Consider the following 15,023-nt stretch of genomic DNA (forward strand, 5'->3'; position numbering starts at 1 on the left):
AGGAATCAGCATTGGGAAACGTAGTAGTAAAGTTAGAGAATGTTCGAAAAAAGATTGGTGGAACGGAAATTATTCGTGGTTTATCATTTGAGGTTCGTGAAGGAGAAGTATACGGATTCCTTGGGCCGAACGGTAGCGGTAAGACGACGACGATCCGTATGATGACAGGTCTTATTTCAATGACAGAGGGCGATATTACAATTTGTGGACATAGTATTCGCTCGGAGCGTGAAAAGGCACTAGAGCAAATTGGAGCGATTGTAGAAAATCCTGAACTATATGATTATATGACAGGAATGCAAAACTTAAAGCATTTTGCGAATATGGCCATTACACCAATTAGTAAAGAGCGCATTGCTGAGATTATAAAGCTTGTTGAGTTAGAGCATGCGATTCATAAAAAGGTGAAAACATATTCACTTGGCATGAAACAACGTTTAGGAATTGCACAGGCATTACTTCATCAGCCGAAAATCTTAATTTTAGATGAGCCGACAAATGGATTAGATCCAGCTGGTATTCGCCAAATTCGTGATTATTTACAACGTTTAGCGAAAGAAGAGAATATTGCTGTAATCGTATCAAGTCACTTATTGAGTGAAATTGAATTAATGTGTGATCGCGTTGTTATTATTAAACAAGGTGAGTTTGTACAAGAGTACAACTTACATGAAAAAGTGAAACATGATGAGGCAGTCGTTGTAGCGTTTGAAGTAGATGAAGTTCAGAAAGCAAATGAAATCATTAAAGGCAAAGCAAAAGGGAATGTAATTGTAGCATCTGTAACAAAAGACAACATTCCACAACTTGTAAAAAAACTTGTTCATGCTGATGTGCTTGTATATGGCGTTACTGTTCAAAATAAAACGTTAGAGGATGAGTTCTTAGCGATTACTGGGGGAGTGAAAGCGTAATGTTTAAATTAATTCAAAATGAATTTTTAAAGTTGCATGCGAAAAAAGGTATGTATATTTTAATTGGTGTCATTGCGGCACTCGAAATTTTAGGTACTTTAGCAATGTTGAAGTGGGGAAAAGGTGATGAGTTTAAGGGGTCATATTTAGATTATGCAAACTCAGAGATTGGCTTAATTGTTTTATTTACAACGATTTTTGGGATTACACTTGCTGCCCGTACTCTTACTGATGAGTTCCAAAAAGGTACAATTAAACAATTGTTAATCCGTCCAAGAAAAAGACTTGCAGTTTTATTTTCTAAATATATTACAGTGTTATTAGCAATGTTATTTATCGTATTAGCTGGTATGCTAATTGCAATGATTATTGGCGGTATTGTAATGGATGGTAGTAAAACAGAATTAACATTAGGAATCGTAATGAAGTCCACTTTATATCAACTACTTTCACCGTTCTTTTTTGCAACACTTGCATTTTTCCTAGCAAATGTCTTTAGAAAATCTGTATTACCATTAATTATTACGATGTTCCTATTCTTCTTACAAGGTGCAATTAATATGGTATTAATAATGTTTGCAAAAGGTGTAGCGAAGTTTGTAGTATTCAACCATTTGGATTTAAGAGCTTACGATAGTAATAAATTAATCAATGGTGGAATGGAACCAACATTTACAGAATTTACGTTTACAACTTCATTATTACTTGTAGCTGCATACTTTGTTGTGTTACTTGTAGCATCAAGTGCATTATTCCAAAAACGTGACGTATTATAATAAAAGAAATCCCCGCTTGTAAAAACGGGGATTTTTATTACATAAATTTCTCTTAGATTGCAACCTGAAGAACAGCGATATGTTATTTTAAGAGATATGCTGTTTGAAATGATTTGAGAAAAATAGGAAGAATTTCAACTATATTCATATTATAATTTAGTTATCCTGCTATTTATAGGGAAAGGATTGCCTATAAAGTATTGATTAAAGTTTTATTGTATTTTTACTATCTTTGGGGGTGTTCTATATGCACTATGCATTTTCACGTATAAGGCTACGTAGCTTTTTTGGATGGATGATTATAGGGGTGCTCCTTATAATCATCCCATTAGGTCTAGCAAATGTTTCTGAGAATACGATGGAGGTTATTTCACAAATAACTGTATTTTTTGTATTTCCGTTACTTTGGCTATACGTAAAAACAAATAAAAATAATATTGTATTTAACAGTTTTTTTTATAAGCCAGGACATTTACCTTGGGGATTAATTGTATTAGCAACGATAATGGGAATGATTTTTTCAGTTGGCATATCTCAGATTCAATTTTACATATTAGCACATACGTTACCGAATTTCTTAGTTACTATGCTAGAAGACGGAAATGTTATTAATACGAGTAACGTATATATGACGATATTTACTTTCATTTCAGCATGTGTGTTAGCACCTATTATGGAAGAGGTTATTTTTAGGGGATTTTTCTTACAGCGAATGGCTTATAAATGGGGAATTAAAAAAGCTGTAATTATATCTTCAATTATTTTTGGCTTAGGACATTTTGATGTTATTGGTGCGTTCATGTTTGGTGTCGTTATGTGTCTTTTATATATAAAGACAAAAAATATATGGACGAATATAGCTGTGCACGCTCTAAATAATTTGATTGCAACAAGTATGCAATTTTTTGGTGGAGAAGAAAGTGGTACAATCTCAATTACTGAATTACAAGCGCAAAGTAATTTATGGATTGGTATCGGTCTTACAGTTGTTGGATTACTTTGGTTAATTCCTTATGTTTGGAAACAATGGCGTACAGTAAAAGAAGTTGGCGTGCCACCAGTACGTTTTATAAATGAGCAAAAAGTAGTGAGTTCATCACAAGAAAATGAAGTGTATAGTCAAGTGATCGTAACCGATAGATTGATGGCCATAGAGTTACCAGATGTGGCTGTAAATAAGCTTCGGTTAGAAGAAAATGATTATGTAACAGTATCTGTAGAAGAAGATAAAATCGTTATAAAGAAAGCACATAATAGATAATTAAAAAGTAGCTCCTTAAGAGCTACTTTTTAATTTGTAATAATTTCCACACGAAAATTATTACCGTTCTTTACATATTTAATATCTGTAACAGTGCGGACTGTTTTTAAAATCTCAACTTTTTCACCAATTCGTGGGATGGTTGGAACATTGTCCCAAATACCAAGCAAGTCATCTAATTGTGCCGTTTTTTCATAAAACCAGATTTTCAATGTAAAGCCCCTTTCTCGAACTTTATGTATTTTAATACATAATATATTATTTTTATTCTTATTGTAAGGGGTTTTTCGATATTTTATGAATAAAAATAAATTAATCTTCTGGGAAGATATGTTCAATATCAGGAGTAAGAGATACTTCTGATAATACGATATGAGAAACTGTCGTTGCATATGAAGAAACATCATTGATAAATTCTTCAAGTTCAACGAGTGAAGGAACAGAAATTTTTACAATGTAGCATAAGCTTCCTGTTACTCGGTAACAAAAACTTGCAGATGGATAAGACTGAATAAACTGTTGCATACGTGTTGTATCACCATTTTTTAAAGTGATTTCTAAAATACAATCTAAAACGAGTCCTGCTTTTTTATAATCAATATCGATTGTGTATTTTTGAATAACACCTTCGCTTTCGAGCTTACGAACACGTTCTGAAGTAGACGGAGCAGATAAGTTTACTCGTTTCGCCAATTCACGCATAGAAAGGCGACTATCATTATATAATTCATTTAAAATTTTTCGATCAACACGGTCTAGTTGCATTTGTAAATATACCTCCAGTAAAATAATGATTTTTGTAAAGGAAAAATATAAATTAAGATTCATATGAAATGTAAAGTGAACGTTATTTATTTTACAATAAAACAGAAGGAAATAGGAGGGGAAATAATGGAGAGAATTTCATTATCAAATGTAGGAGATACAAAGTTTCAAAAGTTATTAGGGCATAATTCGGATATATTACATTCGTGGATTACGTTAGAAGATACACTGTACAATAAAGGAACTCTTTCAGCAGAGTTGAAGGAGCAAGTGAGAAGAATATTAGCGTATGGGAATGAATGTCCGTACTGTATGGCAAAAGGAAGACCTGATGATGTGCAAAAGGCAGAGGAGATTGGTGTAGCTGTTATTTTTGCGCATACATTTGTTCATGACCGAAAAGCAATAGATGATACTATGTTTCACGTATTAAAACAATATTGGACAGAAAAAGAAATTGTAGAGCTTTGCGCCTATGTTTGCTTTATTACTGCGTCACAACAACTTGGTTTTCTATTTCAATTACAGCCAAATTAAGGGGGAAATGATGACAAATCAAATAGCACTTATCATAATCGATGTACAAAAGGCATTTCAATTACCAGATTGGAGCGAGAGAAATAATATTTTTGCTGAAGAAAACATGAGAATTTTGTTAGCAGAATGGAGAAAAAGGAAACGACCAGTTTTTCATATTCAACATGTAAATAAAGAAAATGCGCAGTCAATGTTTTATGAGAGAGCGGAAACGGTAAACTTTAAAGAAGAAGTGCAACCACTACCTGGGGAAGTGGTTATTCATAAATTCGTTAATAGCGCGTTCATTGGGACAAATTTAGAAGAGCAATTAAGAGAGAACAAATGTAATGCAGTAGTGGTTGTAGGATTAACGACAAATCACTGTGTGGAAACTACGACACGAATGGCAGGGAATTTAGGATTTACAACATATTTAGTGAGTGATGCAACGGCTACTTTTAACCGTAAAGGTTTAGATGGTAAGGAGTATAGTGCAGAAGATATTCACAGTATGACACTTGTAAATTTACATGAAGAGTTTGCTACGATTGTGACGACAAAAGAAGTATTAAAATTATTTTAAGAAAATAATTACAAATTATGTAGAAAAAAATAAGAATATTTCGTATAATCTAAGTACAATCATTTTGAAAATAGGGGTGGCATCATATGGAGCAAATTTCAGTAAAGAAATTAGAAGAGGTACTTGTTGTAGCAGGGGATGATAAACAGAAGCAAAAGGAATTTTATGAATTGCTCTTATCTACTGAGTTTTATGTTGCTGGTTCACTAGAAGCAGAGGACGGGGCAACAGAGGGAATACTTCGTTTGCGTCATTTCCAAGGAGAAGGTAGATGGATCGTTCCGTTCTTTACACAAATGGAATTTGTAAAAGATGTGTTGCCAGAAGGAACGCCCCTTATTACGATACGTGGGAAAGAGTTATTTGGTAGCATTGAGAAAGATGCTACAGCTGTATTAAATGTTGGTACTGATATAAGTAAAACATTTATTCCAGAAGAAATTGCAGATATCGCATCTGGACGAATTTTTAATTATTATAAGTAAAAGGAAAAGCGTAATCGCTTTTCCTTTTTAATTTGAATATGGAGTGGCTATACCGGAAGAAATAGAGACTGTTTTATTATTCGTGTTTATTGTCGCTGTAGCTCCAAGTGGAATACCGATGTTTGGATTTATATGTCCAATTGGTAAACCGAATAGGACCGGTATATGATATGGTGCGAAATATTCATATAATATTGTTTGCAATGATTGAGATGGCTTTGAAGGAGTGCAGTCGTGACAACTTGTGAAAATAACGCCCCTACATTCATTAAACTTTCCAGATAAAAGTAGCTGATTTAACATACGGTCAATGCGGTACGGTTCTTCACCAATGTCTTCAAGTAATAAAAGTGTATTGTCCGTATTTATCTCGTAGGGCGAGCCAATTATACTTGTTAACACAGCTAAATTTCCTCCAACTAACGTACCTGTAACTGTACTGTGAGAGCTAGGTACGATACATTCTGATGCAGATAAAATGGTTGAATACGGATGGAATAGCTGATTGAAAGAAGATAAAGAAAGAGAATCTACACCTTTCCCTAATTCTTCAACCATTGGGCCATGAAATGTCACAAGCTTTGCATAACGTGAAACAGCAGTATGTAAAGCTGTAATATCGCTATATCCCCAAAAGATTTTAGGGTTTTGCCGAATGATTTCATATTGAATGTGAGGGAGGAGACGAGCACTTCCGTAACCACCTCGTGCACAGAAAACGGCCTTCACTTCATTATTTATAAATGCTTCATGTATATCGTCAAGCCGAACTTGATCACTTCCGGCTAAAAATCCATATTTCTCGTAAACACTCTTCCCGATTATTACGGATAACCCCATCTCTTGTAATATATTCACACCTTTTAATACATTTTCGATTGTAGGTGGACCAGATGGTGCAATGATCATTACTGTATCACCTTGTTTTAATGCATTTGGATAAATCATTAAGCTCAGCCTCCTTCTCTTTCAATATATTCGCTTCATATGAAGTTCAACCCTTGCAAAAGCAGGGGAAAGCTTATCAAATAAAGAAGATATAAAGGAAATAGGAGGGGAAATGATGTTTACAAGTCGAGTAACAGACATATTAAAAATTGAGTATCCCGTTGTTCAAGCCGGTATGGCAGGCGCGATTACGACGCCAGAACTTGTTGCAGCAGTAAGTAATAGCGGAGGATTAGGGACGCTTGGAGCGGGCTATATGAGCCCAGAACAAATTCGTGAAGCGATTTATAGAATAAGAGAACTAACAGATAAGCCTTTCGGTGTTAATTTACTTGTAACGAAAGAGATACAAATAGAAGCAGAGAAGGTAAATGAGGCGAAAGTATTACTAAGCGGAGTGAATAGAGAATTAGGTATAGAAGTAGAAGGAACGTTAAAGCTTCCAAAAAGCTATAAGGAACAATTACAAGTGCTATTAGATGAAAAAGTACCGGTCGTTAGCTTTGCATTTCAAACGTTAGAAAAAGAAGAAATAAATGATTTAAAAAGAAGTGGAATAAAAGTTATCGGAACAGCTACCCATGTGAAGGAAGCGAAAGTACTTGCTGAGCTAGGAGTAGATATTATTATTGGGCAAGGTAGCGAAGCAGGAGGGCATAGAGGAACGTTTATTGGGAAAGAACGAGATGCTATGATTGGTACTTTTGCGTTAATACCTCAGTTAGTAGGGGTTATTCCGCATATCCCAATTGTCGCAGCAGGTGGTGTAATGAACGGACAAGGGCTTGTTGCGGCATTGGCACTAGGAGCAGAAGGTGTTCAAATGGGATCGGCCTTTTTAACAAGTGAAGAGAGTATTACGCACGATGTGTATAAAGAAGCGGTTTTACATAGTACAGATACGAGCACAACTGTAACTCGTGCGTTTTCTGGGAAATATGCGCGGGGTATTCGGAATGAATTTATAGAGAGACATGAAGGAAAAGAAGAAGGGCTGCCGATGTATCCAGTGCAAAACGTATTAACTTCTAAAATACGCCAAGAGGCAGCGAAGCAAAATAAGGAAGAATATATGTCACTTTGGGCAGGACAGGCAGCATCATTAGCTCGAATCGAATCAGCTCAGCATGTAGTGGAGCGAGTTATGAAAGAAGCAGAGAATGCAATCGAACAATTACAAAATATATACAAAAAGACCACTTGAGTAATTCAAGCGGTCTTTTCATTAGTTTGCTTTATAAAATTGTTGGATGGCTTCGTCGATGTAAACCCAGCCTTTCCAACCTAAGTGCATATGATCTTTTAAGAAGTATTTATCGTATTCATGATTTGAGAAGTCGGCAATTGGATAACCAGCTTTTTCAATTTGCTCATGAACTTTCTTATAGTATGCTTCGCGGCGTTCTTTTGGGAAGCCAGCGTAGTCGTACCAAGGACCTTTGACAGGAACAGAAATGAAGAGTGGTTTTGCACCAGATTGTTTTAATAAATCAAGTACAATTTGTAAATCTTCATATTCTGGCGATTGGTCATAAGCATCATTTTTTAAGTAACCTTCACGTTGCTTTAATTTTTTCTTAATTTTGCTATTGAAGTAACCATCTTCGATACCATATTCATTAGATCCAGATTCTGCTGCACCTGTTTGATCCGCATGTTTACGAGCCTCTTCCCAGTTCATTTGTTTTAATGAAGGGTCAAGCTTCTCTTTGTGCGGTTTAATATTAAACATAGCTGTAAATAAATCTTTACGATCTAAAATGTTACGGTAAATATAAGCGAAAGGTTTAGCAGCAAGTGCTTTTACTTTATACTTCGTATCATCATAAGCGATACCTTCAAGCGAGATTTTTAATAAAGTTTCTTTTTTTACAATCTCAAAGTTTAATAAACGCTTTGCAATTTGTTTTTTCATTTCAGGTTTTAAATCATTGTTGAAAATGAAGTGGTAACCTTGTTGTTTTGAAAAGTTAGGTGCAAAGTGCGTCTCGTCAATACCTTGTGGTACAAACCATTGCGGAGAAAGAACGAATACCATTTTCTTATCTTTCAATTGATCCATTGTAGATGCGAAGTTTAACACATGTACAAGGTCTTGTGTTCCGCCGCGTCCAAGAAGGAATGGCGTAAATCCTTCAGGCTTTACTTTAAAATAATTAGATGGATGGAAAGCATCCATACGTGCGAATTCCGATGAACCGTACATCGGAAGATATTTTGGATCTGCTAACATCTTTTGCTGTAAAATCATACTTTGAATTTTTTCTTCTTTTAAAGAAGTAGCAGCTTGTTCTACTTTTTCATCACTTAAAAGTGGAAGTAGGAAGCGCGTTGGAATAAGTAAGAATACAGCAAAAAGGGCCAATGCTAAAAGCATCGGACCAAATTTTGCTTTGTTCATCGGATTTCTTCCAACTTTTTAATAACCATGTTTGGTGTAGCCCACTCGTCACGGTCAAAATCAGAAATAGAAACTTCAATATCTAAACGCTCTTGGAATTCAACTAATAAAGATACTACAGCGAAAGAATCAAGGATACCTTCCTCAAATAATTGAACATCTAAGTTTTCTTTCACAATGTCGTTTTCACATACTTCTTCTAAAATATCTAATACTTGCTCTTTGAATTCTGCCATTTTTAAAATCTCCTTTATATCCGAAATATATTATATGTGCAACTTCTTAATGGAATAAGAAGGGTGCATTAAAAGTATCTGTTAAGGTGTCCAGAGAAGATTAGGAAACCGAAACATACAATGTGGAACGTAATTACAATCGCAAGGATGCGTGTGAATTTATTGTTTGGCCAAAATTTATGCTTTTTGTTTTTTCGTTCGAAAATATCGAATAAAATGAACAGTGCGGCATGATAGAGACCATAAATAATATACTGCGCAACAGCGCTTCCTTGGATATGCCAAATTCCCATAATGAAGAAGTTTAAAAATGCACCGATATACGAAATTGTGTAACGGTTCTTAATTAACTTTTTCTTCGTTGCAAAAAATACGAAACGCATGTAGATGAAATCACGGAACCAGAATGATAAACTCATGTGCCAGCGGTTCCAGAAGTCTTTAATATTACGACTAAGGAATGGCTTATTAAAGTTTTCTGGCGTTTTAATTCCCATCATATAACTTACACCAATTACAAAAGAGCTATAACCAGCAAAATCAAAGAATAGATATAAGCTATAGCTATACATGTAAATCATATTTGAAAAGATTGTATCGTGTTGAGCGAATGCTGGATCCATACAATATTGCTTTATTAAGTAAGCAATAATAAATTTATACAAGAAACCTTGGAAAATACGATTTAGTCCTGTATATAGTAAATTTTGATATTCTTCAGCGCTAGGTGGCTTTTGAATATCTTTTTGGAATCTACGGTAACGATCGATAGGTCCTGTTGAAATCGCAGGGAAAAATAAAACGAATTCCCAGAAGTTAAAGAAAGAAAGCTCTTTAATTAAACCATCACGAACTTCAAATACCATTTGAACTGCTCTGAATGTTACGTAAGATATACCTAGAAAAACAACAAGTTTTAACTCAGGTAGTAACGATGCAAATGGTGCGATTTTTGCCAAAATAAGAGGCAAAATCGATAAAATAACAGCTATGCAAAATGTGAATGTACTATTATTTTGTTTTCTTAAAATTAAATAGCCTTTAATTAGGGCATATTGCCAAATAATAAATGCGGCTAACATCATTGCTTGCTTTGGTTTATCTGAGAAGATAATAGCAAGCATGACTAATGTTAAAACGGCATTATATTTACGCAACATTTTACCTTTTAATCCAGCTATGATAGTAGGTATTAATAAAATGCCCACTATAGCGAAAAAATAAAATGATCCATATGCGGTCATGCTGTAACCTCACTCAATAATTTTTTGCGATCTACCTTTCCATTTGGTGTCATTGGAATAGAAGATTGATACATGAATTTACGTGGAATCATGTAGTTTGGTAATCGCTCATTGAGTTCTTTTTTGATTGCAGATGTTAATTTGAATTCTTTTTCAAATGAATGTTCTCCAGGAACAACAACCGCTAATAAATAATCGTATTTTTCACCTTTTTTAATTGGAACGATAACTGCACCTTCTACGTAAGAACACGCACGAAGGTGATGCTCAATTTCTTCTAATTCCATTCGATAACCATGCAGCTTAATTTGGAAATCAAGACGACCATTATAGAATAGAAGACCATTTTCAACATAGCCAGCATCGCCTGTTTTATAGGCGCGCTCACCGTCAATCATAGTAAATGCTTTTTCTGTTAATTCAGGGCTTCCTAAATATCCAACGCTTACGCTTGGACCGACAATTACGATTTCGCCTTTTTCACCATCAGGTGCAATCGTACCATCTTCTTTCATAATAAGAAGGCGACAGTCTGATTTACAATAGCCAACTGGAAGTGATTTGTATTGATCAAGCACTTCTTCTGTAACGTGAATACCTGTTACAGCGACAGTAGCTTCTGTTGGACCGTAAGTATTCATAATTGTTGCTTTTGGGAAACGCTCAATTAATTTTCTAGCCACTTCATTTGGTAACACTTCACCGCAGAATAAGAATGTTTTCATGTTCGGTAGCATACTCTCAGAGAAAGATGCTTCCATTAAACACATTTCAGCGAAAGAAGGTGTGGAAGTCCATACTTGAATATCCGATTGCTTTAAAGAAGCAAACAAGTCTTTTGGACGCGCAATCATATCTTTATCGATTGCCCAAAGTGTACCACCTGTTACTAATGATGGGTAAATATCCATTACAGATAAATCGAATGAGAAAGGTGCTTGATTTAAGAATACTTGCCCTGTTTGTAAGTTGAAATCTTCTACAGCCCATTTTGTAAAGCTAACAAGGCAGTTATAAGTAATCTGAACCCCTTTCGGATTACCTGTGCTTCCTGATGTGTAAATAATGTAGAAGTTCTCATCACCTTTTACCGCATGTTCAGGATTTGGAGTGTTCCCTTTATGAGTAAAGAAAATATCTTTTAAGTTGTCTTCACTTACGATGCGAACTGGTAAATCAGTTACAGTTACTGCTGTTGCCGATAAAAGTAATTTCGCACCAGAATTTTCAGCAATACGTTGTACACGATCAGCTGGGATAGATAAATCTACAGGAATGTAAGCATGTCCAGCTTTTACACATCCTAAAAAGTTAATAATCATTTCAGGTTGCATATGGCCATACACCATAATTGGTGAACGATCGTCTGGATACTCAGAAGAAATCCAATGTGCTAACGCATCAGAATCTTCCTTTAATTGTTTGTACGTAATTTTCGCATCTCGCCAAACAAAAGCGGTTTGATCAGGCGTTTCTGCAGCCCACTTTTCAATTTGTTCTAATAACTTCATAACGTTCCCACCCTAGAATTCATTGTAAATAAATGTACTTGTGTTTGTATCATGAAATCCATACAACCAAAGTAATGCAAATAAAATTGCAAGATAATAAACCGTCTTTGCAACCCATTGTGTGAGTGGTCGAGACCATATCTCTTTTAATCTTTCCATGTCTTTCCCTCTCTTAATGAAATAATAGCTCTTTGTAGGTATCATGTCCTACATTATTGTGAAAAAAACAAAATCCCACATTTTAGGTAAAAATAAGTCAAAAGGCTCTTTTTTGATATTAGCACTAAATACTAAAAAAGAAAATCCCTAACTTAGCAATTATATTACATTCAGCATGAATTTGTAATGGGTTTGACATGTAAATAGAAAGTGGATTGTGTGAATACATAAAAGTGGACTATAAGAATACGTAAAAATACAGTATTTGTTTTTATTAATCATTCAAGACGGAGTAAACTTTTAAATTTCTAGTTCTTTTGAAAAGGAGGAAATTATCATGAATAGAGTGTGGAAGAATCTAATTTCGGAAGAAAATATCGTGAAATGGAGAAGGCACTTCCATAAGTATCCGGAATTATCATTTCATGAAAAAGAAACTTCGCAATTTATATATGATACATTATGCTCATTTTCTTCTTTTGAAGTAACGAGACCGACGAAGTATAGTGTACTAGCAATTAAAAGAGGTGTGAAGCAAGGGAAAGTAATTGCGATTCGAGCTGATATAGATGCTTTGCCAATTCAAGAGGAGACAAGTAAATCTTATACATCTGTGAATAAAGGAATGATGCATGCATGTGGGCACGATGCTCACGCAGCTATTTTATTAAGCACAGCAGAGGTGCTATCAAATATAAAGGAAGATTTTGCAGGTGAGATTCGTCTATTCTTTCAGCACGCAGAAGAGGTGTATCCTGGCGGGGGACAAGAAATGGTTGAGGCAGGTGTAATGGACGGTGTTGATTATGTAATAGGTTTACATGTTATGTCTGGATTAGAAAGCGGAAAGATAGGAATTGCGTATGGGCCGATGATGGCGGCACCAGACGTATTTACAGTTGAAATTCAAGGCAAAGGAGGACATGCGGCGCGGCCAGAAGAAACGATAGACCCTATTGCTATCGGAGCACAGATTATTACAAATTTACAACATATCGTATCAAGAAATACGAGTGCTTTTATGCAAAGGGTTATTTCAGTTACACAATTTCATGGGGGAACGGCTGACAATATTATTCCTAGTACAGCAACTTTAATGGGAACCGTTCGTTCATTTAATCAAGCATTGAGGGTGGAAGCAGAAGGGAAAATCGAGAAAATTGTGAAAGGAATTACAGAAGCACATGGAGGATCGTATACATATACGTATCGATATGGATATGATCCGGTTATTAATGATGAATATATTACGAAAATAGTAGAAGAAAGTGCACTACATTTGTTTGGGAATGAGCGTGTTGTGAAGCTTGAACCTTCTATGGGTGGGGAAGATTTTTCAGCATATTTAAGAAAAGCACCCGGTTGTTTCATTAAATTAGGAACAGGTAATGAAAATATATATACTTGTTATCCACATCATCATCCGAAATTTGACGTGGATGAATCAGCATTAATTTGTGGAGTGGAGTTATTTTTAGAGACGACTATAAGATTACTAAAATCATAGAAAAACAAAAAAAGGCAACTGCACTCTATTGCAGTTGCTTTTATTTCTTTCCGTCAGAGAGGGCTGAGAAAGAACTATGCTCATTCATAGTATATGAATAGCTAACGGACAAGCTTGTACATTTTAATCATTTTTTTAAAAATAGTTGTTGACATTGATAATCAATGTCAATTAATCTAAATGTAGTTGAAATTGATAATTATTATCAATAGGATGGATGCGACATGTTAATGAGAAAAAATTTTCACCTTCTGCGGAGGGGATTAAAAGATAAAAATAAAGATAAAGATGTTGATCAGCATATGGAATGGCAAAGAAATGTAATTCGGTCTGAATATGTAGATGAGAAGAAGAGCATTCAAACAGAAAAAGAGATACAAAGTAAAGGGAGAGGTTCAGTTGAGTAAGTTAGTAATGATTTTTGCAAGTATGAGTGGAAATACCGAGGAAATGGCTGACCACATTGCCGGCGTAATTCGTGAAACAGAAAATGAAATTGAAGTTATTGATATTATGGATTCACCAGAAGCTTCTATATTAGAACAGTATGATGGAATTATTTTAGGTGCATACACTTGGGGAGATGGTGATCTTCCTGATGATTTCTTAGATTTTTATGATGCAATGGATTCTATTGATTTAACTGGGAAAAAAGCGGCAGTATTCGGATCATGTGATTCGGCTTATCCGAAATACGGAGTGGCAGTTGACATTTTAATAGAAAAGCTACAAGAGCGCGGGGCAGCAATTGTGTTAGAAGGACTAAAAGTAGAATTAACGCCAGAAGATGAAGATGTAGAAAAATGTATACAGTTTGGAGCTGAATTTGTAAAATACCTTTCTTAATGGCAGAAGGGAGATGAAGAGCAAGTGCATGAGAAAATCTCAATCAAAACGATGACAGATTATCATTTGTATGATTTTATGCGTTGTCCGCATAAATTTTATTTTCGTCATATAAAAAGAAGAGAACCTTCTTCATTTGAATGGCAACAAATAGCACAAATGATTGTCAATCAAATTATTAACGAGTATTACATGCTACCTGCGGGTCAACAAACGAAAATTGTACTTTTAATATTAATAGAAAAGTATTGGAAAAAAGTAAGGATTAATATGTTTGCTTCGAAGACGGAGTACTATATTGTATTAGCGAAGCTAACGGATCACTTATTACAGTTTGTTGAAAAGGATGATAGTCAGACACCACCATTGTTTTTATACGAGAAGTTTCAAACATATATGGAAGAGTTAGGTGTCCACATGTCATTGACATTTGAAGTTGGTGAGTGGAGTGCTGAGTCGTTTGTAATTAAAAAGTATGTTGTCGATGCAGATGAGGAAATGCTTGCTCTTTGTCAGAAGCTAATGACAGTATTCAGTTATAAAGCTTTCGGCGTTCTTCCAGGAAAGATTGAAGTTATTAATTTAATAGAAGGAACTAAGTATGAGTACATTCCGAAACAGGAAGATATTATAACTGGAATGGCTGATTTATCTAGAATGAAAGAAATGTTGCAACAACCTGAGCATTATACAGAGCGTCATGTTCGTTCTGAGTGTATAAGTTGTGCGTTTCGTAGTGAATGCCAAGGGGAAGAAGTAAAGAAAGAAGCGGAGCAGAAGAAAAATATAGTTCATTAAAGGATGCAATTTTGCATCCTTTTTTGTTATTGACATGAAAAGCTTTTCATCATTTACCGTATATTTGTAG

General features: G+C 35.0%; 19 protein-coding genes. 11 read left to right on the forward strand and 8 right to left on the reverse strand.

Annotation, left to right across the window (positions count from 1 at the left end; genetic code table 11):
- The first annotated feature begins 11 nt into the window (after positions 1 to 11).
- The 3 genes from NST86_RS07000 to NST86_RS07010 all read left to right on the forward strand — a co-directional run bounded on the left by NST86_RS07000 (position 12) and on the right by NST86_RS07010 (position 2,951).
- Positions 12 to 914, forward strand: coding sequence for an ABC transporter ATP-binding protein (locus NST86_RS07000; RefSeq protein WP_000528786.1), 903 nt, complete (start codon positions 12 to 14; stop codon positions 912 to 914).
- On the forward strand, positions 914 to 1,690 hold the full coding sequence (locus NST86_RS07005; protein ID WP_000475427.1) for an ABC transporter permease: 777 nt from the start codon (positions 914 to 916) through the stop codon (positions 1,688 to 1,690). Before NST86_RS07000 ends, NST86_RS07005 begins: the two co-directional genes overlap by 1 nt.
- A gap of 247 nt (positions 1,691 to 1,937) precedes the next feature.
- Complete coding sequence (locus tag NST86_RS07010) at positions 1,938 to 2,951, forward strand: type II CAAX endopeptidase family protein (protein WP_061662876.1); 1,014 nt, start codon at positions 1,938 to 1,940, stop codon at positions 2,949 to 2,951.
- A gap of 29 nt (positions 2,952 to 2,980) precedes the next feature.
- Here NST86_RS07010 and NST86_RS07015 read toward each other — a convergent pair whose 3' ends face one another.
- Positions 2,981 to 3,163, reverse strand: coding sequence for a DUF3913 family protein (locus tag NST86_RS07015; protein WP_000707107.1), 183 nt, complete (start codon positions 3,161 to 3,163; stop codon positions 2,981 to 2,983).
- A 100-nt stretch (positions 3,164 to 3,263) separates the two neighbouring features.
- The gene (locus NST86_RS07020; RefSeq protein WP_001175505.1) at positions 3,264 to 3,716 is read right to left on the reverse strand and encodes an Lrp/AsnC family transcriptional regulator; all 453 of its coding nucleotides are present in this window, start codon (positions 3,714 to 3,716) and stop codon (positions 3,264 to 3,266) included.
- Between the two features lie 126 nt (positions 3,717 to 3,842).
- Here NST86_RS07020 and NST86_RS07025 point away from each other — a divergent pair, with 126 nt between their 5' ends.
- The 3 genes from NST86_RS07025 (at position 3,843) to NST86_RS07035 (ending at position 5,303) form a co-directional block, all read left to right on the forward strand.
- On the forward strand, positions 3,843 to 4,253 hold the full coding sequence (locus NST86_RS07025) for a carboxymuconolactone decarboxylase family protein (protein ID WP_086423857.1): 411 nt from the start codon (positions 3,843 to 3,845) through the stop codon (positions 4,251 to 4,253).
- Between the two features lie 10 nt (positions 4,254 to 4,263).
- A complete protein-coding gene (locus NST86_RS07030; RefSeq protein WP_016117458.1) occupies positions 4,264 to 4,818 on the forward strand; it encodes a cysteine hydrolase family protein in 555 nt (184 codons plus the stop codon).
- 86 nt (positions 4,819 to 4,904) lie between these two features.
- Positions 4,905 to 5,303, forward strand: coding sequence for an SseB family protein (locus NST86_RS07035; RefSeq protein ID WP_000435265.1), 399 nt, complete (start codon positions 4,905 to 4,907; stop codon positions 5,301 to 5,303).
- Positions 5,304 to 5,330: 27 nt separating this feature from the next.
- Here NST86_RS07035 and NST86_RS07040 read toward each other — a convergent pair whose 3' ends face one another.
- Positions 5,331 to 6,251: a S66 peptidase family protein gene (locus tag NST86_RS07040; protein WP_044795441.1), complete on the reverse strand. Its 921-nt coding sequence runs from the start codon at positions 6,249 to 6,251 to the stop codon at positions 5,331 to 5,333.
- Between the two features lie 115 nt (positions 6,252 to 6,366).
- On the opposite strand from NST86_RS07040, the gene NST86_RS07045 reads away from it, so the two are divergent.
- Positions 6,367 to 7,455 (forward strand): NAD(P)H-dependent flavin oxidoreductase, encoded by a 1,089-nt coding sequence (locus NST86_RS07045; protein ID WP_016117461.1) that lies wholly within the window; start codon positions 6,367 to 6,369, stop codon positions 7,453 to 7,455.
- 21 nt (positions 7,456 to 7,476) lie between these two features.
- On the opposite strand, the gene dltD is transcribed toward NST86_RS07045, so the two are convergent.
- The 5 genes from dltD to NST86_RS07070 all read right to left on the reverse strand — a co-directional run bounded on the left by dltD (position 7,477) and on the right by NST86_RS07070 (position 11,802).
- A complete protein-coding gene (dltD, locus tag NST86_RS07050; protein ID WP_001030268.1) occupies positions 7,477 to 8,652 on the reverse strand; it encodes a D-alanyl-lipoteichoic acid biosynthesis protein DltD in 1,176 nt (391 codons plus the stop codon).
- Positions 8,649 to 8,888, reverse strand: coding sequence for a D-alanine--poly(phosphoribitol) ligase subunit DltC (dltC, locus tag NST86_RS07055; protein WP_000807310.1), 240 nt, complete (start codon positions 8,886 to 8,888; stop codon positions 8,649 to 8,651). Before dltC ends, dltD begins: the two co-directional genes overlap by 4 nt.
- A gap of 68 nt (positions 8,889 to 8,956) precedes the next feature.
- The gene (gene dltB / locus NST86_RS07060) at positions 8,957 to 10,132 is read right to left on the reverse strand and encodes a D-alanyl-lipoteichoic acid biosynthesis protein DltB (RefSeq protein WP_000127953.1); all 1,176 of its coding nucleotides are present in this window, start codon (positions 10,130 to 10,132) and stop codon (positions 8,957 to 8,959) included.
- A complete protein-coding gene (dltA, locus tag NST86_RS07065) occupies positions 10,129 to 11,643 on the reverse strand; it encodes a D-alanine--poly(phosphoribitol) ligase subunit DltA (RefSeq protein ID WP_000770508.1) in 1,515 nt (504 codons plus the stop codon). Before dltA ends, dltB begins: the two co-directional genes overlap by 4 nt.
- Positions 11,644 to 11,655: 12 nt before the next feature.
- On the reverse strand, positions 11,656 to 11,802 hold the full coding sequence (locus NST86_RS07070; protein WP_000440293.1) for a teichoic acid D-Ala incorporation-associated protein DltX: 147 nt from the start codon (positions 11,800 to 11,802) through the stop codon (positions 11,656 to 11,658).
- A gap of 337 nt (positions 11,803 to 12,139) precedes the next feature.
- Between NST86_RS07070 and amaA the strand changes: the two genes are divergently transcribed.
- From amaA to NST86_RS07090, 4 genes are all read left to right on the forward strand, one after another.
- Positions 12,140 to 13,309, forward strand: coding sequence for an N-acyl-aliphatic-L-amino acid amidohydrolase (amaA, locus tag NST86_RS07075; protein WP_016117462.1), 1,170 nt, complete (start codon positions 12,140 to 12,142; stop codon positions 13,307 to 13,309).
- Between the two features lie 224 nt (positions 13,310 to 13,533).
- Entirely contained in the window at positions 13,534 to 13,716 is a 183-nt protein-coding gene (locus NST86_RS07080; RefSeq protein ID WP_000929021.1) for a hypothetical protein, read from the forward strand.
- Positions 13,709 to 14,155: a flavodoxin gene (locus NST86_RS07085; protein ID WP_000041152.1), complete on the forward strand. Its 447-nt coding sequence runs from the start codon at positions 13,709 to 13,711 to the stop codon at positions 14,153 to 14,155. Before NST86_RS07080 ends, NST86_RS07085 begins: the two co-directional genes overlap by 8 nt.
- 24 nt (positions 14,156 to 14,179) lie before the next feature.
- Positions 14,180 to 14,953 (forward strand): hypothetical protein, encoded by a 774-nt coding sequence (locus NST86_RS07090; RefSeq protein WP_086423858.1) that lies wholly within the window; start codon positions 14,180 to 14,182, stop codon positions 14,951 to 14,953.
- Positions 14,954 to 15,023 lie beyond the last annotated feature (70 nt).

The sequence above is a fragment of the Bacillus sp. FSL L8-0199 genome (genome assembly GCF_038005705.1).
Lineage (GTDB): Bacteria > Bacillota > Bacilli > Bacillales > Bacillaceae_G > Bacillus_A > Bacillus_A cereus.

Excerpts from the sequence above, each read along its gene's own strand:
- dltB (WP_000127953.1), bottom strand. The coding sequence starts at position 10,132 with ATGACCGCATATGGATCATTTTATTTTTTCGCTATAGTGGGCATTTTA.
- NST86_RS07005 (WP_000475427.1), top strand. The coding sequence starts at position 914 with ATGTTTAAATTAATTCAAAATGAATTTTTAAAGTTGCATGCGAAAAAA.
- NST86_RS07025 (WP_086423857.1), top strand. The coding sequence starts at position 3,843 with ATGGAGAGAATTTCATTATCAAATGTAGGAGATACAAAGTTTCAAAAG.
- NST86_RS07045 (WP_016117461.1), top strand. The coding sequence starts at position 6,367 with ATGTTTACAAGTCGAGTAACAGACATATTAAAAATTGAGTATCCCGTT.
- NST86_RS07040 (WP_044795441.1), bottom strand. The coding sequence starts at position 6,251 with ATGATTTATCCAAATGCATTAAAACAAGGTGATACAGTAATGATCATT.
- amaA (WP_016117462.1), top strand. The coding sequence starts at position 12,140 with ATGAATAGAGTGTGGAAGAATCTAATTTCGGAAGAAAATATCGTGAAA.
- NST86_RS07020 (WP_001175505.1), bottom strand. The coding sequence starts at position 3,716 with ATGCAACTAGACCGTGTTGATCGAAAAATTTTAAATGAATTATATAAT.
- NST86_RS07035 (WP_000435265.1), top strand. The coding sequence starts at position 4,905 with ATGGAGCAAATTTCAGTAAAGAAATTAGAAGAGGTACTTGTTGTAGCA.
- NST86_RS07030 (WP_016117458.1), top strand. The coding sequence starts at position 4,264 with ATGACAAATCAAATAGCACTTATCATAATCGATGTACAAAAGGCATTT.
- NST86_RS07080 (WP_000929021.1), top strand. The coding sequence starts at position 13,534 with ATGTTAATGAGAAAAAATTTTCACCTTCTGCGGAGGGGATTAAAAGAT.
- NST86_RS07070 (WP_000440293.1), bottom strand. The coding sequence starts at position 11,802 with ATGGAAAGATTAAAAGAGATATGGTCTCGACCACTCACACAATGGGTT.
- NST86_RS07010 (WP_061662876.1), top strand. The coding sequence starts at position 1,938 with ATGCACTATGCATTTTCACGTATAAGGCTACGTAGCTTTTTTGGATGG.
- dltD (WP_001030268.1), bottom strand. The coding sequence starts at position 8,652 with ATGAACAAAGCAAAATTTGGTCCGATGCTTTTAGCATTGGCCCTTTTT.
- dltC (WP_000807310.1), bottom strand. The coding sequence starts at position 8,888 with ATGGCAGAATTCAAAGAGCAAGTATTAGATATTTTAGAAGAAGTATGT.
- dltA (WP_000770508.1), bottom strand. The coding sequence starts at position 11,643 with ATGAAGTTATTAGAACAAATTGAAAAGTGGGCTGCAGAAACGCCTGAT.